The organism is Ruminiclostridium josui JCM 17888 (assembly GCF_000526495.1).
In the GTDB taxonomy this organism is placed as follows: domain Bacteria; phylum Bacillota; class Clostridia; order Acetivibrionales; family DSM-1351; genus Ruminiclostridium; species Ruminiclostridium josui.
This window is the reverse complement of the sequence record NZ_JAGE01000001.1, coordinates 79,461-101,770: the sequence shown is the minus strand read 5'-3', so window position 1 is coordinate 101,770 and position 22,310 is coordinate 79,461. Positions and strand designations below refer to the sequence as shown.

At 35.1% G+C, this 22,310-nt stretch carries 20 protein-coding genes and 1 riboswitch; of the genes, 12 read left to right on the top strand and 8 right to left on the bottom strand.

All coding sequences use genetic code 11. The features are described 5' to 3' along the window. Positions 1-6: 6 nt before the first annotated feature. The 3 genes from K412_RS21590 to K412_RS0100480 are packed head-to-tail and all read left to right on the top strand — an operon-like array spanning position 7 to position 1,530. Positions 7-174 (top strand): YczI family protein, encoded by a 168-nt coding sequence (locus K412_RS21590; RefSeq protein ID WP_081741708.1) that lies wholly within the window; start codon positions 7-9, stop codon positions 172-174. A gap of 27 nt (positions 175-201) precedes the next feature. Next, positions 202-1,107 (top strand): DUF362 domain-containing protein, encoded by a 906-nt coding sequence (locus tag K412_RS0100485; RefSeq protein WP_024831282.1) that lies wholly within the window; start codon positions 202-204, stop codon positions 1,105-1,107. Between the two features lie 21 nt (positions 1,108-1,128). Next, positions 1,129-1,530, top strand: a complete 402-nt coding sequence (locus K412_RS0100480) for a VOC family protein (protein WP_024831281.1) — start codon at positions 1,129-1,131, stop codon at positions 1,528-1,530. Positions 1,531-1,607: 77 nt separating this feature from the next. Here the strand turns inward: K412_RS0100480 and K412_RS0100475 are convergent, their stop codons facing one another. The 7 genes from K412_RS0100475 to K412_RS0100445 form a co-directional block, all read right to left on the bottom strand. Continuing rightward, positions 1,608-2,786: a pyridoxal phosphate-dependent aminotransferase gene (locus K412_RS0100475; RefSeq protein ID WP_024831280.1), complete on the bottom strand. Its 1,179-nt coding sequence runs from the start codon at positions 2,784-2,786 to the stop codon at positions 1,608-1,610. 20 nt (positions 2,787-2,806) lie between these two features. Next, entirely contained in the window at positions 2,807-4,585 is a 1,779-nt protein-coding gene (locus tag K412_RS0100470; protein WP_024831279.1) for an Rqc2 family fibronectin-binding protein, read from the bottom strand. A 118-nt stretch (positions 4,586-4,703) separates the two neighbouring features. Beyond that, positions 4,704-5,192 (bottom strand): Lrp/AsnC family transcriptional regulator, encoded by a 489-nt coding sequence (locus K412_RS0100465; RefSeq protein ID WP_024831278.1) that lies wholly within the window; start codon positions 5,190-5,192, stop codon positions 4,704-4,706. A gap of 60 nt (positions 5,193-5,252) precedes the next feature. Beyond that, entirely contained in the window at positions 5,253-6,521 is a 1,269-nt protein-coding gene (locus K412_RS0100460; protein ID WP_024831277.1) for an O-acetylhomoserine aminocarboxypropyltransferase/cysteine synthase family protein, read from the bottom strand. Positions 6,522-6,835: 314 nt separating this feature from the next. Beyond that, the gene (locus tag K412_RS22445; protein ID WP_173585619.1) at positions 6,836-6,985 is read right to left on the bottom strand and encodes a hypothetical protein; all 150 of its coding nucleotides are present in this window, start codon (positions 6,983-6,985) and stop codon (positions 6,836-6,838) included. Positions 6,986-7,140: 155 nt separating this feature from the next. Then, a complete protein-coding gene (locus tag K412_RS0100450) occupies positions 7,141-9,357 on the bottom strand; it encodes a YhgE/Pip domain-containing protein (protein WP_242835494.1) in 2,217 nt (738 codons plus the stop codon). Positions 9,358-9,464: 107 nt separating this feature from the next. Further along, the gene (locus tag K412_RS0100445; protein WP_024831275.1) at positions 9,465-9,935 is read right to left on the bottom strand and encodes a MarR family winged helix-turn-helix transcriptional regulator; all 471 of its coding nucleotides are present in this window, start codon (positions 9,933-9,935) and stop codon (positions 9,465-9,467) included. A 197-nt stretch (positions 9,936-10,132) separates the two neighbouring features. Between K412_RS0100445 and K412_RS0100440 the strand changes: the two genes are divergently transcribed. Next, positions 10,133-10,288 carry an aspartyl-phosphate phosphatase Spo0E family protein gene (locus K412_RS0100440; protein ID WP_024831274.1) on the top strand — a complete coding sequence of 52 codons (156 nt, stop codon included), beginning with the start codon at positions 10,133-10,135 and terminating at the stop codon, positions 10,286-10,288. Here K412_RS0100440 and K412_RS0100435 read toward each other — a convergent pair. Next, positions 10,285-10,509: a hypothetical protein gene (locus tag K412_RS0100435; RefSeq protein WP_024831273.1), complete on the bottom strand. Its 225-nt coding sequence runs from the start codon at positions 10,507-10,509 to the stop codon at positions 10,285-10,287. The genes K412_RS0100440 and K412_RS0100435 overlap by 4 nt on opposite strands. Positions 10,510-10,675: 166 nt before the next feature. Here K412_RS0100435 and K412_RS0100430 point away from each other — a divergent pair, with 166 nt between their 5' ends. The 8 genes from K412_RS0100430 (at position 10,676) to K412_RS0100395 (ending at position 22,259) form a co-directional block, all read left to right on the top strand. Beyond that, positions 10,676-11,209 (top strand): GNAT family N-acetyltransferase, encoded by a 534-nt coding sequence (locus K412_RS0100430; protein ID WP_024831272.1) that lies wholly within the window; start codon positions 10,676-10,678, stop codon positions 11,207-11,209. Positions 11,210-11,301: 92 nt separating this feature from the next. Further along, a riboswitch (cyclic di-AMP (ydaO/yuaA leader) is annotated at positions 11,302-11,441 on the top strand. Positions 11,442-11,445: 4 nt separating this feature from the next. After that, positions 11,446-12,336: a C40 family peptidase gene (locus tag K412_RS0100425; protein WP_024831271.1), complete on the top strand. Its 891-nt coding sequence runs from the start codon at positions 11,446-11,448 to the stop codon at positions 12,334-12,336. Between the two features lie 135 nt (positions 12,337-12,471). Further along, positions 12,472-14,832: a DNA internalization-related competence protein ComEC/Rec2 gene (locus K412_RS0100420; protein WP_024831270.1), complete on the top strand. Its 2,361-nt coding sequence runs from the start codon at positions 12,472-12,474 to the stop codon at positions 14,830-14,832. A 23-nt stretch (positions 14,833-14,855) separates the two neighbouring features. Beyond that, the gene (holA, locus tag K412_RS0100415) at positions 14,856-15,872 is read left to right on the top strand and encodes a DNA polymerase III subunit delta (RefSeq protein WP_024831269.1); all 1,017 of its coding nucleotides are present in this window, start codon (positions 14,856-14,858) and stop codon (positions 15,870-15,872) included. A gap of 25 nt (positions 15,873-15,897) precedes the next feature. Then, positions 15,898-17,628: a single-stranded-DNA-specific exonuclease RecJ gene (recJ, locus tag K412_RS0100410; protein WP_024831268.1), complete on the top strand. Its 1,731-nt coding sequence runs from the start codon at positions 15,898-15,900 to the stop codon at positions 17,626-17,628. 526 nt (positions 17,629-18,154) lie between these two features. Then, complete coding sequence (locus tag K412_RS0100405; protein ID WP_024831267.1) at positions 18,155-19,765, top strand: carbohydrate-binding protein; 1,611 nt, start codon at positions 18,155-18,157, stop codon at positions 19,763-19,765. 493 nt (positions 19,766-20,258) lie between these two features. Further along, entirely contained in the window at positions 20,259-21,053 is a 795-nt protein-coding gene (locus tag K412_RS0100400) for an electron transfer flavoprotein subunit beta/FixA family protein (RefSeq protein WP_024831266.1), read from the top strand. A 12-nt stretch (positions 21,054-21,065) separates the two neighbouring features. Then, positions 21,066-22,259, top strand: a complete 1,194-nt coding sequence (locus K412_RS0100395; protein WP_024831265.1) for an FAD-binding protein — start codon at positions 21,066-21,068, stop codon at positions 22,257-22,259. The last annotated feature ends 51 nt before the right edge of the window (positions 22,260-22,310 follow it).

Genomic DNA, 22,310 nt, shown 5'->3' with positions numbered 1-22,310 from the left:
AAAGATATGATATATATATTAATGTTTTTAATGCTTTTAAGCGGATATTATACATTTACTTTTGGAATTAGCCAGATAAAACGGAAAAACAGACTTGGAGGCTTTAGTACAATCGTAGTTGCCGTATTTGGTACAATAATCCCAATGGTCATTTTGTATATAAAGAATAAATAGGATAAACCGCTGTAGTATGGAGGCAATATGAGAAAAGACAGACGATGGAAAAACTCAACAGTAGCTATTACAAGGAATACTAATGAGGCTATTGCTATAAAAGAAGCTATTGAACTCCTTCAGGTTTTGCCTGCAATTGGTAAAGAGGATGTTGTTGTTATTACTCCTAACTGGGTAAATAATAAAAAAAGTCCTGATTCAGGAGTAGTTGTAGGACAGGACAGTTTAAGACGAATTATATCCTTAATAAAGCAAAGAGAACCCAAAAGAATTGTAGTTGCAACAGGTACGGCAGATGGAGAGACAGCTGATGTAATGAACAATGTCGGGTTTGGAGAAGTAATAAGAAATGAAGGGGTAGAATTTATTGACCTTAACCATGGACCATTTATACGTATAAATCTTAACCATTCAGTAGTACCTTCCACTAATATAAACAAGCTTTTGGAAGAGGTTACAGTACTCATCTCTTTTACGCAGCTAAAACAACATGAAGAGGCAACAATATCGGCTGCAATTAAAAACATAGCATTGGGTTGGCCTCCGGCAGACGAGCATGGTCATCCAAAGAAAAACACCGGAATCCATAAAGAGCTTCATGGCTTCATATCAGCAATGGCTGAGCAAATACCTATTGATTTGTCAATAGTAAGTGCAAGTCCGGCAATGATAGGAACAGGTCCTACAAAGGGTATTGCCAGACATACAGGACTGGTTGTTGCAGGGTGTGATCCGGTAGCAACAGATACTGTGGCAGCGCGGCTTATGGGTTTTAGGCCTCAGGCAATACGATACCTATTTGAATGTAGTAATAAAAAAATTGGAGAAAGTGATATTGAAAATATTACTATTGAGGGAATACCACTGATAGAGGCAGAGAATATATTCAGTCAGGCAGCATATGGAGATGGATTTTCGGTGGACAAAGCATAGGATACTAAAAGGAGGTAATGTATGAAAAGTATAATACCAAATATATCAGTAGATAATTGTCATGAAGCTATGGAATTCTATAAAAATGTTTTTGGCGGAGAACTTAAAAATGTTAAGATTGCAGATAAACAAGAATTGTTCAAAGGACATGAAGGCAAGGTAATGCATTCAGAAATTTATATGGGTGAAAATTGTGTTATGTATTTTACAGATATTTTTGGTGCCAAGTCACAACAAGGCTCCAATATTCAAATGATACTTGGAATGGATTCGAAAGAGGAAATAGAGAAGGTATATGCAGAACTTATTAAGGAAGGAAAGATAGAATATGAACTTCAGAAAACCTTTTGGGGAGCGTATCACGCTGTAGTAAGGGATAAGTATGGAATAACATGGGGATTGGATTATAATGAAAATAACTAAAATTTAGAAAATATAGAAACCCGAAAATCTGCGTAAAAGCAAATTTTTCGGGTTTTTTACAAGACCAGTTAAAAAAATTATCTAAACACTTTTGCAAGAGCTTCAAAAGCAGGCAGAGAATTTTTAATTGTTTCAAGACTTACGCAGTATGCAAGTCTGAAATAGCCCGGAGCGCCAAACCCTGAACCAGGTACAATAAGCAGATTATATTTTACAGCTCGATTTTTAAATTCAACATCGTCAGGAATTAATGCTTTCGGAAACAGATAAAAAGCTCCATCAGGCTTAACACATTCATAACCGAATTCTGTAAGACTGTTGTACAATAAATCTCTTCTTTCTTTATAGATGTTTATGTCAACTGATGAATTAATAGATTTTGCAATAACTTTCTGGAACAGAGCAGGGGCGTTAACAAAACCTAGTACTCTGTTGCAGTAAATAAGGCCATTCATAATGGTATCTATGTCGTCGGCTTCAGGATTTGTAGCGATATATCCCATACGTTCGCCGGGAAGTGATAATGATTTACTAAAACAGTCAATCATTATGGCATTTTTATAAATGGTTAAAATATTAGGAACTTCCACATCATAAGCAAGTTTCCTGTAGGGTTCGTCAGATATAAGATAAATAGTATTTCCGTACTCCTTGCTCTTATCCTCTAAAACTTTAGCAATACTGTTTAAAGTGTCTCTTCCGTAAACAACACCTGTAGGATTGTTAGGGGTATTTATAATAATTGCCTTAGTATTAGGAGTTATTTTTGACTTTAAAACCTCCGGGTCAGGAAGGAAGGTTTTGAAATCAGTATTAATTATTACTGTTTTTCCTCCATGATTATCAATATATGAAGTATACTCTACGAAAAAAGGTGCAAATACAATTACTTCTTCACCTGGGTTAAGAAGTGTTTTAAGAACGACATTTAAAGCACCACCTGCACCAACAGTCATAACAATATTGTTAAAACTTAGATTTAGACCTGTTTCGCTGTTTATTTTCTGAGCAATAGTTTCCCTTACCTCAGGATATCCTGCATTGTTCATGTAGGCATGCATTTTTAGCTCGTGGGAGCCTGCAAGTTCCCTGAGAGCAGATTTAACCTCAGCAGGAGGCTCCGGATCAGGATTACCTAAGGAAAAGTCATAAACTTTGTCCGCACCATAAATTTTTCTTAATTTTTCACCTTCCTCAAACATTGCTCGTATCATTGATGAATTAGCCAGATTATTGCTTATCTTTTTTGATATCATTTTAAATGAGCCCTCCAATCCTACTTAGCCAAATTATTTTTATTATTAATTATTTTTGTTATTATTTCTTCTTCAGGTGTAACATTAATAGTTTTAAAATTCTCATATATAACCATTCCCGGTTTAGCACCGGATGGTTTTTTTACATTTTTGACAGTGGTATAATCTACAGGAACATTGTAAGACATTTTCGCACTGCTGTGATATGCTGCAAGAGTTGCTGCTTCCAACAATGTTGAATCCGGAACATTTCTGCGCTCAGTTCTGATAATAACGTGTGAACCAGGTATGTTTTTTGTATGAAGCCATAAATCATTGGAAGCTGCTGTCTTTAGCGTAAGCAAGTCGTTTTGCTTATTGTTTTTACCCACTAAAATCTGAAATCCGTCACTTGATACAAATTCCAGAGGGGAAGACGGCTTATCTTGCTTTTTTCTGGCATTTTTCAATGACTTTCTAATGTAACCTTGGTCAATTAACTCTTGCCTTATTTCATCGATTTCCTGTCTTGAACTGCAATTTTCAAGCATTGCCAGAACACTTTGAAGGTATTCAAGCTCTGACAAGGTTTCCTCAAGTTGTTTGGTCACATTTAAATGAGTACTTTTTGCCTTTGAATATTGCTTGAAATATTTTTGAGCGTTATCCTGAGCAGATTTATGCTCGTTAAGTGGAATATCAATATATTCTTCATTATCACTGTAATAATTCAGTACTTTCACTGATTTTGCACCTTCAGGGATGCAGTAAATATTTGCAGTAATCAGCTCTCCATATAGCTGAAGTTTATCTCTGTCTGATACTTCCTTGAGTTTTTCATCAAACATTGAGGCCTTTTTCTGGCATCGTTCAATACCGTTTTTAACAACCTTTAAAACATCACCCATTTTCTGTCCAAGACGCTCATTGGTGTCTCGCAGCATGTAGTATTCATCTAGGGCTGTGGACAAAAGGTCATAGCTTTTGTAGAAAACCTCCTTTGAAGGCTTAAAACAATAAAAGTCAATTGGTTTTAACAAACTTTTATCTTCATAAATAATACAGGGTGAGAAATTGCTGCTTTTTATTTTGTCAATATAATTTACAAGGGCAGCCTTAATTTTTTCTTTATCAGAGTCATTCAGCTCATTTAAAGGAGTTTTTGGTTGAACCCCTGCAGCAGCACATATGTCTCGGCAGGTATAAGGACTAAATCCCTTAATAGTATTTAAGAGTAAACCTTCCGGATGCTTTGCCCTTTCCATATTCTCTTCGAAAAAAATATTATCAACTTCTATATTCTCAGGAAGCTCCTTGTTTTGTGCAGGTGGTAGAATGTAAATTCTGGCAGGCATGACTTCTCTAAAACTGCTTATATCACTGTCAACATGCTTAACAGAATCAATTATTTTATTTTCGCTATTAAGTAGGATTATATTACTGTGCTTACCCATGATTTCTACAACAAGCTTTTTTACTGTAAGGTCTCCAAGCTCATTAACTGACTCTATATTTAATGTAATAACACGCTCATAATCATGGAAGCTTATATCCAAAAGCCTTCCGCCTGCAACATGTTTCCTCATAAGCATACAAAAAACAGGGGGAGTAGAAGGATTTTCCTTTTGTAAGGTAGTCAAATGAAGTCTTGGATTACTTGCATTTGCACTTGCAACAAGTCTGTAATTCTGACCTTTTGAACGTATCAACAAAACTATCTCATCGTTCTCAGGCTGAAATACTTTATCAATTCTGCCTCCTGAAAGTAAATCATTTAGTTCACTGACTATACATTTTGTTACTATTCCATCAAATGGCATTTTTAAAGCTCCTGACATGCATATTTTAATCAAACGCAATCTGTAAAAAATAAAGCTGCAATGCTTGCAACTTATTTTTAAAATCATATTTTAGTATACCATTTTACAGGCTGACAAACTAGCTCTGTTTTTGGTCCATTGAATCTACCGGCAGGCAGAAACTCTGTTTGTCAGTACTTAGAACCATGCTGGTTTCAATTTTATTTACCCCCGGAAATGAAAGGAGAGTATCAATAAGAAAGTCACGGCAATCAGCTAGATTGTGGGCAGCAATCTTAATAAGGTAATCCCAGCTCCCTGAAATGTTATAGCATTCAAGTATCTGAGGTGTTTCATTAATTTTTGATATGAAGGCATTTGTTATATCCCTGTTATGGGGTGAAAGGTTAACAAAAGTAAACGCTATTACTTCATATCCAAGCTTTTTTTCATCCATAATTGCTGCAAACTTTTTTATAACACCTATTTCCTTTAATCTTTTTGTTCGGCTAAGACATGCAGAAGGAGAGAGTCCAACCTTTTCTGCAAGGTCTTTGTTTGAAATTACGGGGTCTGCCTGTATTATTTCAAGGATTTGCTTATCTAATTCATCAAATGTAAAGTGCACAATAACCACCTCATTAAAATATTGGCTGGCATTTTATGTCTATATAATTCCATAAAAGTATTAATCTTCTAAAGCTTGTTTTATGTCCGCTATTATATCATCCACATTTTCGATACCTACGGAAAAACGAATAAGTCCAGGGTCAATTCCAGCCTGTACAAGTTGCTCATCACTCAACTGTCTGTGTGTAGAACTGGCAGGGTGCAGTACAGCTGTTCTGCAATCAGCCACGTGAACTACTATGGTTGCAAGCTTTAACTTATCCATAAACTTAACTGCACCTTCTCTGCCACCCTTAATTCTGAAGGACACAACTCCGCTGCAGCCCTTTGGAAGATATTTTTTTGCAAGTGAGTGATATGCATCGTTTTCAAGAGCAGGATAGCTTACAGATAACACCTTATCACTGGTAGAAAGATATTCTGCAACTTTTTCAGCGTTCTGACAGTGACGTTCAATTCTCAAGTGAAGGGTTTCAAGTCCAAGATTCAGTAAAAACGCATTATTTGCAGACATGTAACAGCCATAATCTCTGATAAGCTGTACTCTTGCTTTGGTTATATATGCAGCTTTACCGCAGTCTCTTGTATAAACCATACCATGATAAGTAGCATCAGGTTCTGTTAAACCCGGGAACTTACCATTATCCCAGTTAAAGTTACCCGAATCAACGATGACTCCGCCAATGCATACAGCATGTCCATCCATGTATTTACTGGTGGAATGCACTACAATATCGGCACCATATTCTATAGGTCTCAATAAAATAGGTGTTGCAAAGGTATTGTCAACTATAAGAGGAACGTTGTTTTTATGAGCTATTCTTGCAAACTTTTCTATATCAAGTACACTTATTTTAGGGTTAGCAATTGATTCACCAAACAGAGCTTTGGTATTAGGCTGAAAAGCCTTTTGAATCTCTTCTTCAGAGCTGTCTTGATCAACAAAAGTTACACTTATACCATGTTTTTTCAAGCTGGCACCGAAAAGATTAATTGTTCCTCCGTAAATAGTGCTGGAGCATACAAAATGATCTCCTGCTTCACATATATTGAGAATGGATACTAATGAGGCCGCTTGTCCGGAAGAAGTACATAGAGCACCAATACCGCCCTCTAAAGCAGCAATCTTGTTTTCAACACATTCCACTGTAGGATTGCTAATCCTAGAATACATATGACCCGGAACAGATAAGTCAAAAAGCTTTGCAACATGTTCGGTTGAGTCATATTTGTAGGTGGTACTTTGGTAGATAGGAAGCACACGTGGTTGACCGTTTTCAGGTTTGTACCCTTCCTGAAGACATTTGGTTTCAATTTTCCATGACATATAATCACCTCAAATAAAATTAAACGATTTATCACTAAAACGAATATTATTTTCACATAAGAAAAGAATATAAAATAGAATACATATTTGTCAAGTCAGGTGAGAATATAATTTAATTAAATGAGGGAAAGGGGCTGTTTAAAAATAGTAGGATATTTTACCGTCGCTCACATTCATCGTCCATGATTCTGTGTTTTGCTAATCCCTACATGGTACAGGAGGGCGGTAAAATATCCATGTTCATCTGCAAATAGCTTCAACCAAGCTGCCTTTGATACAATTTATGCTCATTTACAGGCTAGTAAAGATAAAAATTATCTAAATTTTTCGATATCTTCCTCAGACAATTCACTGTCATCATAAGAATTCTCCCTTGTTTTACTTTGAAATCTTATTGGAAAACTATTTATTATTCGTTCAAAAACGGTTAAAAGAGAATCATCGTCTATTCTTCTGTTTCTCATTTTTTATACCTCCGTCTGCCAGATTATGACTGTGCTATAATGTGAAATACCTTTAAAGATATTTTGCTAGAAAAACAGTAAATATATGCTTCCAATAAAAAACTGGCACAGCTTAATACTATGCCAGTTTGCGAAATGTTGGAAATTAATTTTGATTATGCAGAAGCTCCTTCTGATATTTTAACGAAATCGTCAGAATCGGAAGAAATGCTTCCAAATCTTAGCTTAGATACTACAAGGTTCAATATAAGGAAACCTGTCATTATGGCAACTAAAACAATTAGGTTTTGTGCCAGGAATCCATTATTGATACCTGAAATTACTTCTCTTAATGCATCAACTGAATATGTCATTGGCATAAACGGATTAAGCACATTGAAGAATTTTGGAACAAGTTCCATAGGGAAGGTTCCTCCGCAGGAAGTAAGCTGTAATATTAAAAGAAGAATTGCAAGGAACTTGCCTACATCTCTTAACTGTACCAGTAAAAATCTCATAATCGACGTAAATGACAATGATATTATTACACTAGTCAGTACAAAAAGCCCCATATTGGCAACTTCCAAGTGTAAACCTTTTACTATTACAAAGTCTAATACAAGTGCTTGAGCAATGCCTATGAAAGTATATGCCAAAAATCTCATGATGCCTTTAGACTCGGAACAGGACTTGCGGAATCTTACTTCCTCATCCAGATAAATTCCAAAGAACATCAGCAATGCACCAACCCAAAGAGAAAGTGATACAAAATAAGGTGTAAAGGCAGTACCATAATCAGGAACACTGTAAACCTTCTTTTCTGTTATTTTAACAGGTTCTGCCGCATATTCCTTCAGCCCTTCTGTACCGTTTAATTTATCGTCAGCTTTTAGAAGGGAAGAGGACACACCAGTACTAGCTTCAGTTATTCCATCCTTAAGTTTGCCTAAACCGTCCTGAATCTTTGTTTCACCGTCAAGTAACGCCCCAGAATTCTTAGATAATTCTTTGCTGCCGGCTGCCAGGGTTGAAATACCATTTGAAAGTTTTGCAACTCCATCATTAACCGATGAAGCACCTAAAGCAAGTTCTTTGGATTTATCGGAGGCAGTTTTAATGCTGGAAGCAGTATCAATGATACCTTTGTTAATCATAGGATATGATTTATTTAATTCATTTGATCCTGCAGCAAGTTTATTAATACCTTCTGTTACAGAGCCTAATTGTGCAGCTAATTGGGAAACTCCACCTGCAACTTTTCCAGAACCTTCAGCAAGCTGTTTCCCGGAAGAAGATAATTGTTCTCCGGCAGCTTTTAATTGTTCGGGAACAGACTTTGAGGCTTCCAGAGTAGCGATTACAGCTTTGAAATTTGGGTCTGTCATAGCTTCAGGATGACTCGCTACATACTTTTGTATAGAGTCTGCCAAAGAAGATTGAGCCTGAGAAACCTTATTTACTGATTCAATATACTTATCAACACCTGATGTATAGGACTGTACTCCGGTGTTCAAATCAGAGCTTCCTTTAGTCAGTTGAAGTATCTCTGGAGCAGCACTAGTAATGCCTGAATTCAACTGATTTAAACCTGAGTTCAGATTTGACAGGCCTGACATAAAAGTATTTGAACCGTTAACCAAACTAGTTATTTTATCGGAACCGCCGGATAAACTCTTGTAGAACAGTTCAGCACCGTCGCTAAGCTGTTTTGAACCTTGTGCCAGAGTATTTGAACCGGTATTGGCATCTGCAAGTCCGTTGTTCAGCTTATTGACACCATCGTTAAATTTCTTTTGACCGTCTGCAATTTTACCATTGCTGTCATAGAGTAATTCAGCACCGCTTTTTATTTCCTTTAAGCCATCATCAAGTTCTTTAAGGCTATTAGGAAGGTCCTTTATTTGATCTAAAAGGGTTCCTACAATTTCTTCTGAAACAGATTTGGAGATGCTGTCCTTAAATTCTAATGTGACCCTACTCAGTACCTGACTTGCCAAATAATTTCCCTTTTCATTCACAGTATATATCAGATTACCTTGAGTCTTCTCACTGTCTGCTACTGAAGAAATATTATTGGAGAAATCACCAGGTATAGTAATCATTGCGTAATACTTTTTGCTCTCTATACCGTCTTTTGCATCGGATTCCGACGTTATAACCCAATTAAGATTTTTATCGGTTTTTAGTTTGTCAGTAATTTCTTTTCCCAGATTTCTGTTTTCACCGCCGATAGTTGCTCCGTTATCCTGATTTACCACGGCTACAGGAAGTTTGTCAAGTTTGCTGTATGGATCCCAAAAAGCATCAAGATAGAAGAAACTGTAGACCAATGGAATTAGTATAACTGCGATGATCACGGCAAATTTCTTGTACTTTTTTAATGTTTGCATCATTTTTACCTCCTTGTTTCTCTGGATAGATGTTTGTTTTATTTTTACTTCACCACCTCGAATGTTGTAATTTTAAATAATTTGAAATTCAAAGCATTTCGACAAAAAAACTACTTACTTTTAAAAGAAAAAATATCATCAAAGTGTGAATTAAGTGATGAAAGTATATTAATCAGTGCTTTTCTGTCGTCTTCACTAAGGATACCGTATATTTTTTCAGCAAGTATATTCCTAATTGTAGTGATTGATTTAAAAACATCCTTCCCGGTTTCAGAAAGAGAAATAAAAACTCGTCTTCTGTCTTCATTATCACGCCTTCTTATGACATAACCTTTTTTTATAAGTCTGTCAACAGTTACAGTTGGAGTTCCAAAGGTTACCCCTAGAGTATTGGCAATCTCGGACATTTTCTTATCTTCTTCACCGTGGCCTATAACAACTATTGTATTGATTTCAATAACAGTAAGATCATCAAGTGTTTTGCTAAAAAATTTCTTACTTTCAAGTTTATTGTACTTATCAAAAAGTTTCCTAAATAGTTCATCCACAATAAGTAAACTATTTTCTGTTTCTGGGTTCATGATTCACATTCCTCACTTAATTTGAATTTCAAACTATTTTATTTTAATATACTACTGAAAGTTTAAAAAGTAAACTGTTTTTTGCAAAAAAATCAACGAATGTGAACTTACAAATTTTAGGATATGTATTTACTAGAATACAAAATAATGGTAAAATAATTATGTATTTTACCAAAGAAAAGAAGTGGGGTTACATAATGCAAACAAACATTTATACACTTAACAAAGAAGTCGAGTGTCTTAAGCAGCAGCTCTATGATTTGTTGGACAACGAACCATGGGCAGAACACGACATTCTTAGGATTAGTGAAAGATTAGATGACTTAATTTTGCAATTTTACAGTTTAAATTAGTAACTACGATTAATTTCCATACATTCATGAATTACACACTCAATTGATGATCTTCTTTCAGATTGTATATGCTTAAGGTTACTTTGGATATAACTGATTTTAAGCTCAGAATTGCTCTTGAAATCAGTTATATCTATCAAATTTTTTTTAAACACTTCCAATAACAATTTAAGAGTTATGAATGAACATTCAAATAGTTGCGGGTTAAATGTCTTACTCATTTTTTAATCCTCTCTGTCTTTTGTAAAATGTTTATGTGCTTATATAATTAAAATATAGTTATTTGTAACAGATGTCAAATATTTCCTATTTTAAATTGGTCTTTATGCTGAATTGTTTGGTATAATTCAATATACAGTACCTTTTGCTTAGTAAGGATATGGTAATATGCTAAAGATAGATATATTGTGTGATGATTTGCGTATAAAAAATATTAAATATGAAAGTATTGAAAATATATATTCAATATACAAAAATACAGATAGTTTCAAATATGCAACGGGAGTTAATAATTTTATAAGCTTTGATGTATTTTCCAGTCAGCTTTTTAAGTTTATATCTCAAAATAATGTGTTCTTTTTAGATATTTTCCTTGAAAAGAAGGATTCTTTATGTAGCAGCAAATCTATAGGTCTGGTTAAAGGTGCTTTAAATGTAGAGGAAAATATACTTTGGATAAATTCAATAGCTATTGATTTGCCCTACCAATCTAAAGGTTATGGTAAAAAAGTTGTTAGTACTCTGGAGAATTATTTTAAGAATTCATACAATGTAAATACTATTTGCCTTTCGGTAAGCAAAAATAATATGTCTGGTGTAAAATTTTGGGAGAAATGTGGTTATTCCGAATATGAATTTGACTCAACTTATGATTTACACAAAATAACTGATCATGCCCTGATCATGTGGAAGAAAGTGTAAAAAATCATTAATATTACAAAAATATTACCAAAAAATTGCTGTAATATTACTGAAAGTTTGACAAACTGTAATAAATTAAATATAATAATAACGAAATTAACAAGCTGAATCCTCGAAAGAGGTACGGAGGAACCAAGATTTGGGGTTAATCCATTCTTTATTTTATTGAATGGTAGGGAGGTCCTATTGCCCGAGCCCGTCAGCTAACTTCGGAAGCGCTACTATAGGAGGGGCCAATGACAGGTAAGATTACCAAGGTACTTGTCGGTTGTATTTTTGCCTTTTCGCTTGTGTTGGTATGTTCTGCTGCTATGGCTGCTTCGCAGTCAGCCCAGATTAGCGGTACTAACGTCAATGTAAGAAAAGAGCCCAATACTTCTGCAAGTATCATCACTAAACTTTCTAATAAGAGAGTTTCAGTGCTTGATAAGTCTAGCGGTTGGTACAAGATTTCTTTTGATGGAAAGACTGGTTGGGTAATTGATGACTACATAAAAGTTGTAACCACAAAAGGAAGTATTAATGCTAATGGTGTCAATTTCAGAGAAAGTGCCAGTACAAGTAGTAAAGTAATTAGTTCTCTAAAAAAAGGAACAGAAGTACAAATACTGGATACACTTACTGGATGGCACAAGGTTAAAGTAGGTTCAAAGGTTGGATACGTTTCAAAAGAATTTGTTTCTTCAGCAGCGAATTCAACAAAAACTTCCCGTTCTACGGAAGCTGCAACTATTGTCAGCGATGAGGATGATTCTCTAGTTGGCAGGATAATTGCATATGCAAAAAAGTTTATTGGTGTAAAGTATGTTTATGGTGGGAAGAGCCCAAGCGGCTTTGATTGCTCTGGCTATGTTGGCTACGTATACAAGAATTTTGGTATTAGCCTTAACAGTTCAGCATCAAGTATGTACTCAAATGGTACAAAAGTTTCTAAGACAGCTTTAAGAGCTGGTGATTTATTGTTCTTTGATGCTTCTTCCAGAAAATCGACTGGCGATATAGACCATGTAGGTATTTACTTAGGTAATAACCAATTTATTCATGCATCAACTTCCAATGGAAAAGTGCTTATTCAGAGTTTATCTGAATATCGGGGAACTTTTATTGGTGCAAAAAGAGTGATTTAAATCTTATCATAGACCACAAAAACGTCTTTTATAAGACGTTTTTGTGGTCTATATCAACTTTTAATTCTTAACGTTTCTTTTTATTTTTAAAAATTTCTAATTACTAATTCTATATAATTTAATATGGAGGTTGTATTGAATATCAAAAGACCGCTCTGTCTATTTACTGTGTCCTTTACTTTGGGGATACTTCTCGTTAGCAGTATCGGATTGAACCCATTTCTTTTAATTTCTTCAATCATGCTGTTATCTATAATCTGTTTTTTTAAAAAACTTGGCAATTTAAAAAACGTAATTTTTATCTCCCTTTCTTTTTTTATTATGGGTGGAATGCTTTTCTATAATGCAGAATATCGATATACCGGAAGCTTTAATTCATATTATGATAATCCCATAGAAGTAAGAGGTTTTATTGATAGCGAAGTACAGAATTCGGAAGATGGAAAGTCAAATTTTATTTTGCAAACGGAATCCGTAATTTATAAAAATAAGACATTCAAGGTAAAAAATAAGATAATGGTTTATGTAAACAATTTTAATATAAAAATTGGATACAGAACGAAAATTGGCTTTACGGGAGTTGTTGAAAAACCAAAGCCTGCAACCAATCCTGGAGGTTTTGACTATAGAAGGTATCTGGCATCTATAGGAATTTCAGGACGAATATATTTACAGGGTACATCAGATATTCAGGTTACTGGTCAAAAGGGCGGAGGCTACTTACATAGAATAGGATATGCAATAAAAAATAAAGTTCTAGACATAATCAGTTATTCTCTGGATAAAAACCAAGCAGGACTGTTGGAGGGTATGCTCATCGGGTATAAGGACGGCTTGGATGAAAATGCCTTTACAGCATTCAGTAAAGCCGGACTTACTCACATCATGGTAGCGTCAGGAATGAATGTAGCATTTATAATTCTTCCATTTACTTTTATTTTTAAAAAGCTGAGATTAAGCAGTTTTAAAGCAAACATAATTACTATTTTTGTACTTGTATTATTTGTATTTGTGACGGGTTTTTCAGCTTCGGTAGTCAGGGCGGTTATTATGGGAATAATTATATTGGCAGGCAGAATTATAATGCGGGAACCGGAAATATATACAAGTATTTCAGCCTCGGCACTTATTTTACTGATAATTAATCCATATACACTATTTGATATAGGATTTCAGCTTTCATTTGGTGCAACACTATCACTTGTTATGTTCTATCCCCAGATTAAATCCTTTACAGAGTGTAAATACATTCCAAATATAATTTCAGATACTCTTGCAGCAACAATTGCAGCCCAGTTAGGAGTTATACCAATTACATTATATTATTTTAACAACTTTTCAACATTTTCTATTATTTCTAACATTCTAGTTGTGCCCTTGGTTGAATTTGTAACAATAATAGGCTTTATTATGGTTTTCGCAGGTTTACTTAATATATATCTTGCGGTTATTATCGGATATATTAACAACACATTTCTATCCTTCATATTATTTGTCACTGAAGTTACTTCTAAAATACCATTTGCGTTGTTAAAATTGCCTACACCATCACTGGGAATGGTTCTATTTTACTATTTGCTTATAATTTACATATTTAAAGCCAGGAATTATTTTAAAGCCAAAAAATACACAAAACACCTTAAAATAGCAATAATTATGCTGATAATTATTTTATTCGGAGGTAGAGCATTATTACCTAAACCCCTTGAAATAACATTTTTAGATGTTGGTCAAGGTGACAGCACATATATAAGAACAGCTCATGGTAAAAAAATATTAATTGATGGAGGAGGGCGTGAAGCAAACTCGAAATCTAAGTTTGATATAGGTGAGTCAGTTATGGTACCATATATTCTTGACAGAGGGACGAAAAGGGTTGATATTGTCATTGCTTCCCACGGACACTCTGACCATACCGAGGGGCTTGAGGCAGTGCTTAGGGAGCTGTCTGTGGGGACAGTTATAGTACCTGAAACTGATGGACGGGGATTTGAGAAGATAAAAAAAATATGTAAAGAAAAAAATATTCCAGTACTTAAGTGTAAGCAAGGAGATATAATTAATCTTGATAAGGAAACGGTATTTGAAGTATTAAACCCGCTGCCTTATAAATTAGACACTCTTGCCCAAGAGGATTTGAATGAAAGCTCATTAGTGCTAAAATTAGTTTATAAGAATGTAAAAGTTTTGCTTACAGGTGACAGTGGAATTCCTTCAGAGGAAAGAATGTTAAAACAAGGTCTGGATTTAAAAGCGGACATAATAAAAGTAGGACATCATGGTTCTCCAGGTTCTTCTAGTAATGATTACATAATGGCGGTCAAACCAAAATATGGAGTTGTTTCAGTAGGAAGAAATAATTTTGGACATCCAAGCCAATTTGTTATTGATATACTTGAAAAAAATGGAGCAAAACTTTTTAGGACAGACGAAAACGGAGCAGTTATCGCAACTAGCTATGGGAACGGGTTTAACATTAGCTTAATGATGCCATAAAATATATTAAAAAGAGGGAAAATATGAGTTTTGATATTTTAAAAAAAGAATTAAAGGATAATAAACTGCGAAATGTATACCTCTTTTATGGTCAGGAAGATTATCTTATAAAATATTATATGAATACTATAGCTGACCTGATTGTTAATGAAGAAACCAAGGAATTAAATTATATATATCTTGAAGGAAAAAAAGATACGGAAACTCTTATTGAAAACTGTGAAACAATGCCTGTTTTCAGTGATAAAAAGATTGTTATTTCAAGAAATTCCGGCTTTTTCAAGTCCAAAAAAGGCGGAGGCGATAGTTCTGACAAGAAATCAGAAAATAATAAACTTGCAGACTATATTGAAAATATGCCTCCTTATACATGCCTCATATTTGTGGAACAAGAAGTAGACAAGAGGATAAAGCTGGTAAATGCTGTTAAGAAAAAAGGACTTGTTGTAGAGTTTGCTTATCAAAAACCTGCTGACCTTGTAAAATGGGTTGCAAAGGTCTTTAAAAGCCATAAAAAAACAATAGATTCTATTGCAGCATCTTATATAGTTGAGAACAGCGAATATTCCATGACAGAACTGCTGAACGAAATTGACAAAATAGTGAATTTTATTGGAGATAAACAGGAGATATCTCTAGAGGATGTTCAGTCAATATGTACGAAAACTATAAAAAGCAGGATTTTTGACCTTACAGATGCAGTAGCAGAAGGAAACATTTCAAAAGCACTAAAACTGTTAAATGATATGGCTGCTTTGAAGGAGCCAATGCAAAAAGTAATGTACATGATTGTAAGACAAATAAGAATGGTTTACAGAATGAAATTACTTAAGCAACAGGGGATGAGAGAGGATGCAGCAGCAAAGCAAATGGGATTAACACCTTTTGTTGCCTCAAAAGTCCTAGGATTAAGCAGGAATATGGAAATAGGTATTTTGGAAAAGGCCATGTATTACAGCCTTGAATTGGATGAGTCTATAAAAACGGGGAAAATGGCTGATAGAACGGCGATTGAACTTCTCATAGCCTCAATGAAGTAATACTATATACGGGGGTCAGGTAGAGTTGCAAAAGTGGATATTAAGGAATCCTAAGTTTGATTTCAAGAAAATGTCAAAGGAATTGGGAATTAGCGAACTTCTTTGTAGAATTATTGTAAACAGAGGCATAAAGGATATAGATAATGCCAGAAAATACATAAAGGCTGATTTGCAAGGGTTAAACGATCCTAAACTAATGAAAGATATGATGAAAGGTGTTTCCATTGTTAAAGAAAAAATTAAGCTCAATAAAAAAATACGAATAATTGGCGACTACGATGTTGACGGTGTTGTAAGTACTTATATATTATATAAGGCCTTGACTAGGTGTGGGGCAACCGTTGACTATGCCATTCCTCACAGGATACTGGACGGATACGGTATAAGTAACAGCTTGGTTGAAAATGCTTTAAATGACGGAATTGATACAATTATTACCTGTGATAACGGTATTGCAGCAAAAGAACAGATACAATTTGCTAAAGAATCCGGCTTGACAGTAATAGTTACAGACCACCATGATGTACCTGAGATTATTCCTGAAGCTGATGCCATTATAGATATGAAGCAGGCAGATTGTCAGTATCCCTTTAAACTGCTTTGCGGGGCAGGAGTAGCGTTTAAATTTGCACAAGTACTATATGAGCAAATGTGTATTCCCAGGGAGGCGGAAGCGGAATTTTATGAGTTTGTAGCAATTGCAACTGTTTGTGATGTAGTTGATTTGACAGAAGAAAACAGGATTCTTGTAAGACAGGGCCTTAATGCAATAGCAGATACAAAAAATATAGGACTTAATGCACTTCTAAAAAAGACCGGAATATGGGGAAAAAATATCGGTGTATATCATCTCGGCTTTATAATAGGTCCGTGTATTAATGCATCAGGTAGGTTGGACTGGGCAATGAAGGGGCTGAAATTACTACTTACTGACGATCCACAGGAAGCAGAAGTTTTGGCAGCTGAATTACATGACCTGAATAATGAACGAAAATCCATGACTGTAAAAGGTGTGGAGGAGACCATTGAAACCATAGAAAACAGCGATTTAAAAGACGACAAGGTTTTGGTTGTATATAAGCCGGAAATTCATGAAAGTATTGCAGGTATCATTGCGGGTAAGATAAGAGAAAAATATAATGTTCCAACATTTATACTTACAAAGGGTGAGAATTGTGTAAAAGGCTCAGGTCGCTCTATAGAGGAATATAATATGTTCGAAGAGCTATCAAAATGTCGAGAACTATTTACGAAATTCGGGGGACATCCAATGGCAGCAGGATTTAGTCTGGATGCTGACAAAGTTGATGTTTTAAGAGAAAGGATAAACAGTATTACTACACTTACGGATGATGACCTTATCCCTAAAATATATATTGACGCACATATACCATTATCTGCAATAAATTTAAGAACGGCTGAAGAATTAAATTATTTAGAGCCATATGGAAAGGGAAACACAAAACCTTTGTTTGCAGAAAAAAATATATCAGTAAAGCGAGCCGCAGTATTCGGAAACGAAAGAAAAGTACTAAAGCTGAGATTGAAAAGCGGAAACAGTTTTGTTGACTGCGTTTACTTTGGAAATATTGATGAGTTCGATTCATACGTTGCTCAAAGGTATGGAAATACGGAGTTGCAAAACATGTATGCAGGACGGGACAATAAAATAAAGCTGGATATGATTTTTAACATTGATATCAATGAGTATAATGGCTATAGAAATGTACAAGTTGTTTTACAACATTACAGATAATATTTTTATAAAAGTAAATAAATATACTTAGAGTATAAATTATATCAATGAAAGCTTAGAAGTAATCAAAAAAGCAATCATTGATATAATTTTATACAACAAAAGTATTTCTTTTTTCCAACAACCCCAAATAGTTACAAAATTATCATACAAAAGTCAAAAGAATTTATATTGAGATGTAAAGGGCTTACATTTTATAATGAATTAGAATGAGATTTACTAATAGGATCTTTTCATTTTGCTCCTATTCTTTATACCTGCCTATTTGAAAAAAATTTCCTTGTTCGGATCGTGGTATTAGATGTATTAAGGAAAGGTGCCTTGTTGATTCGAAAAGTTAATTTATAAAGTAAGAAGGGAGGTTAAAAATCAGAAATCGAATCACTTATAAACTTCTTTAAATTCACGCTAATTTGTGCTAATAAAGTAATTAATAACTTATCTTTATTCAAAAATGGATATAGGAGTATATTTTTAGTGCTTCACTTTTTTAATCACATTAATAATTTTAAAGGAGGCTTATTTTATGCTTAAAAAAGTTAAGAAATTGTCAGTTCTACTAGTTGTTTGTATACTGGTATCAATGTCAGGCATTAATACTGTATTTGCGGATTATCCGATTTTTTACCAGCGCTATACAGCTGATCCTACCGGAATTGAAGCCAACGGCAGACTGTATCTTTATTGCTCCCACGATGTATACAATCCGAATAACCCGGGTTATATCATGAATGATATAACTTGTATATCAACAGATGATTTGAAGAACTGGACGGACCACGGAGAGGTTTTCAAAGCATCCGGCTGGGCTTCATTGTCATGGGCTCCTTCAGTTGTAGCAAGGAACAATAAATACTATATGTATTTCGCTAATGGCGGCGGAAGTATAGGTGTTGCAGTGAGCGACAGTCCTGCTGGACCTTTTAAGGATGCACTTGGAAAAGCTCTTGTAACCGGAAGTACTCCCGGTGTAAATCCTCCTAACGGATTCTGGTGCTTTGATCCGGCCGCTTTTATAGATGATGACGGACAGGCTTATTTATATTTTGGCGGAAACGGTGAGGGAAATACAAGAGTAATTAAGCTTAACAATGATATGATTAGTGTTAACGGTTCTGCATCAAAGATTGTGGCTCCAATTTTCTTTGAAGCTTCATTACTTCACAAGTATAACGGAAAGTATTACTTCTCATATTCTACTGATTTTTCTAAGGGAGCTGCTACTATTGATTATATGATGAGCGACAACCCAATTACTGGATTCCAATATAAAGGAACAGTATTGGCAAATCCTCCATCCAATGAAGGCAATAACAACCATCATTCCATATTCTCATTTAAAAACAACTGGTACATAGCTTATCATAACAGAGCTCTTGCAATAGCTAACGGTGCTCCAAGCGGTGATGCAAGAACATACCAGAGAAGTGTGTGTATAGATAAAATAACATATAACGCAGACGGAACAATGCAGAAGGTCAATATTACAAAAGATGGACTTACACAATTAAAGTATGTAAATCCTTACGTTGTTAATGAAGCTGAAACAATGGCACAGGAAATGGGTATAAATACTGAGGCGTGCGGCGAAGGTGGCCGTAATGTATGCAATATCGAAAATGGAGACTGGGTAAAAGTAAGCGGTGTTGATTTTGGTTCTACGGGTGCTGCCTCATTTGAGGCAAGAGTTGCATCAGCAACCAATGGAGGTAATATAGAAATCCGTCTTGACAGTGTTGATGGAAAACTTGTTGGTACTTGTAGTGTTCCAGGAACCGGCGGTTGGCAGACTTACACAACAAAATCATGTGCAGTCAGCGGTGCAACAGGAGTACATGATCTCTATCTGAAATTCACAGGTGGAAGCGGATATTTGTTTAATGTAAATACATGGAAGTTTAATGCTCAAGCAAATAAAGTTGTATATGGAGATTTGGACGGAAGCGGAGACATAAATGCAATTGACTTTTCACTTATGAAGCAGTACATTCTTGGAACAATAACAAAATTCCCTTCTGCAGATGGACTTGCTGCTGCAGACTTGGATGGTAACGGTGCAATAGATGCACTTGACTATGTACTTTTAAAAGAGTACCTTCTTGGAAAAAGAACGCAGTTTCCCGTTGAAATTAAGTAGTGGGTTACAGATGTTGGAGCTAATGGATAAAGATAAGTAATGGACAACCAAACCATAAACAAAAATCATAATTTTCTTTAATATAGACTTCCGAGATTGATGTTAGAAGTAAAATCTCGGAAGTTTTTATGGTTCGTGAATTTACTTTTTCATTTTACTTTAATAAACTTAAGCCATTATATTTATTGTAATAACTTCAATATTATGTTAAAATTAACATGTTATTTAAGTTGTACAAGTTACTTACTTTTATAAACCGTAACTATTAAAGGATGTTACTTAATAAATCCATTTACCAGGATGACCCTTATGTTAAATAACTTATCAATATCCTGTGGTTAGATATGAATTATCTATGGGAATTTTATACTAACATGCTATAATTTTGGAGAGGAATATAGTACCTCAAATAGTAAGAATTTAGTACAACAAGTGAATGCAGTATTTTGCAATTGACCTATTAGAAACCTTAATATATTGAGGAGTGAATGAGTTGAACATCGTAGTATGTATTAAGCAAGTTCCAGATACAACCGAAGTAAGAATGAACAAAGAAACGAATACAATCATCAGAGAAGGCCAGAAATCCATAATTAACCCGTTTGATACTTATGCAATTGAGGAGAGTATACGGATAAGGGAAAAGTTGGGTGGAAAAGTTACGGCAATAAGTATGGGCATACCATCTGTTGAAGACTTGCTTAAACAAGCAATAGCATTGGGTGTTGACGAAGGTGTTTTGTTGAGCGATAAGGCGTTTGCAGGTGCGGATTCGCTTGCAACTGCCTATACACTTTCAAAGGGAATTATGAAGAACGGAAAATTTGATTTAATTATTTGCGGTAAGCAGGCAACAGACGGGGATACAGCACAGGTTGGTCCGGGTCTTGCTGAAAAACTAGGTATACCTCACACAACATGTGTAAGGAAAATTGAGGAAATCCGTGAAGGATATATCAGATGCCAGCGTATGAACGAGGATGGATATGAAATTATAGAGATGCCTTTGCCGGCAGTGATAACTGTTGTAAAGGAAATAAATGAACCAAGACTCTCGTCTATAAAAGGTATAATGAGGGCAAATAAAGCAAAAATTAGTGTTTGGAATGCGGAGGATATTAATGCCACTAAGTCATTATGCGGACTTAGCGGTTCACCGACACAGGTAGTGGACACTTTTGTTCCGGAACTTAATATAAAAGCTGAAATGATTGAAGGAGATTCTGATCAGCAGGCTAAAAAATTGGTAGACAAGTTGCTCTCTATGCAACTTCCTGTATTTAAATAGACGGAGGAAAATATGACTGGTATAAAAATAGAGACTGATAAATGTACTGGGTGTAAGTTGTGTATCTCCGCATGCCCTTTTGGAGCCATTACAATCAAAAATATGAAGGCTGAGATACTTAACAACTGTACATTATGTGGAGCATGTTCATCATCATGCAAATTTGATGCATTGCAATTTGAAAATGAAAAGTTACAAGTGGATAATGATATTACTGAATACAAAGGAGTATGGGTTTTTGCAGAACAAAAAAACGGGATACCTGTAAGTGTAGTTCTGGAATTACTTGGACAAGGTAGAAAACTTGCTGAGCAGCTACAGGTTCCTTTATCTGCAGTGTTGCTAGGCGAAAATGTTGAAGATGCTGCAAAAACTCTTATTACCTACGGTGCAGATGTCGTATATTTGGTAGATAGCCCGGTATTAAAACACTATAATGATGAAGCCTACACTGATGTATTTATACAAATAATTAATAAGTACAAACCGGAAATCATTTTAATAGGAGGTACTACATACGGTCGATCTCTTGCCCCAAGAATTTCTTCAAGATTAAATACCGGGCTTACAGCCGATTGTACAGGGTTGGAGATTGATAAAGATAAGAGATTATTATTGCAAACCAGACCTGCGTTTGGCGGAAACATTATGGCAACAATTGTATGTCCTAACCAAAGACCACAGATGTCAACTGTCAGGCCTAAGGTTATGAAGTCGCTTGAGCCTGATGCATCAAGAGTCGGTGAAATAATTAAAACTGATGTAACAATACCTAGTAATGTCAAGACAAAGGTTACGAAGATGGTATCGGCAATAAATGAAAAGATTAACTTGTTGGAGGCCGATGTAATTGTTTCAGCAGGTAGAGGAATAGAAGATCCCCAAAATATGAAAATAATTGAAGAACTTGCTGAAGTATTAGGCGGAGCCGTTGGGGCTTCACGGGCAATCGTTGACAGCGGCTGGATAGGCTATAATCATCAAATCGGGCAAACTGGAAAAGTGGTTAGTCCTAAAATATATTTTGCATGTGGCATCTCAGGCGCAATACAACACCTTGCAGGTATGTCATCTTCTGATGTAATAATAGCGGTAAATAAGAATCCTGATGCTCCTATCTTTAAGATAGCGAACTTTGGTATTGTCGGAGATGTTTTAGAGGTAGTTCCATTGTTGGTAAAAGAGTTCAAATCAAGAATTAGCTAATTCATAAAGATATTGAATGGAAAGAAAGCTGTTGGGAACAGAATACCCCTC

Bases quoted from the DNA above. Each gene is read 5' to 3' on its own strand.
- K412_RS21590 (WP_081741708.1), top strand. From the start codon at position 7: ATGATATATATATTAATGTTTTTAATGCTTTTAAGCGGATATTATACA.
- K412_RS0100485 (WP_024831282.1), top strand. From the start codon at position 202: ATGAGAAAAGACAGACGATGGAAAAACTCAACAGTAGCTATTACAAGG.
- K412_RS0100480 (WP_024831281.1), top strand. From the start codon at position 1,129: ATGAAAAGTATAATACCAAATATATCAGTAGATAATTGTCATGAAGCT.
- K412_RS0100475 (WP_024831280.1), bottom strand. From the start codon at position 2,786: ATGATATCAAAAAAGATAAGCAATAATCTGGCTAATTCATCAATGATA.
- K412_RS0100470 (WP_024831279.1), bottom strand. From the start codon at position 4,585: ATGCCATTTGATGGAATAGTAACAAAATGTATAGTCAGTGAACTAAAT.
- K412_RS0100460 (WP_024831277.1), bottom strand. From the start codon at position 6,521: ATGTCATGGAAAATTGAAACCAAATGTCTTCAGGAAGGGTACAAACCT.
- K412_RS22445 (WP_173585619.1), bottom strand. From the start codon at position 6,985: ATGAGAAACAGAAGAATAGACGATGATTCTCTTTTAACCGTTTTTGAA.
- K412_RS0100450 (WP_242835494.1), bottom strand. From the start codon at position 9,357: ATGATGCAAACATTAAAAAAGTACAAGAAATTTGCCGTGATCATCGCA.
- K412_RS0100445 (WP_024831275.1), bottom strand. From the start codon at position 9,935: ATGAACCCAGAAACAGAAAATAGTTTACTTATTGTGGATGAACTATTT.
- K412_RS0100440 (WP_024831274.1), top strand. From the start codon at position 10,133: ATGCAAACAAACATTTATACACTTAACAAAGAAGTCGAGTGTCTTAAG.
- K412_RS0100435 (WP_024831273.1), bottom strand. From the start codon at position 10,509: ATGAGTAAGACATTTAACCCGCAACTATTTGAATGTTCATTCATAACT.
- K412_RS0100430 (WP_024831272.1), top strand. From the start codon at position 10,676: ATGCTAAAGATAGATATATTGTGTGATGATTTGCGTATAAAAAATATT.
- K412_RS0100425 (WP_024831271.1), top strand. From the start codon at position 11,446: ATGACAGGTAAGATTACCAAGGTACTTGTCGGTTGTATTTTTGCCTTT.
- holA (WP_024831269.1), top strand. From the start codon at position 14,856: ATGAGTTTTGATATTTTAAAAAAAGAATTAAAGGATAATAAACTGCGA.
- K412_RS0100405 (WP_024831267.1), top strand. From the start codon at position 18,155: ATGCTTAAAAAAGTTAAGAAATTGTCAGTTCTACTAGTTGTTTGTATA.
- K412_RS0100395 (WP_024831265.1), top strand. From the start codon at position 21,066: ATGACTGGTATAAAAATAGAGACTGATAAATGTACTGGGTGTAAGTTG.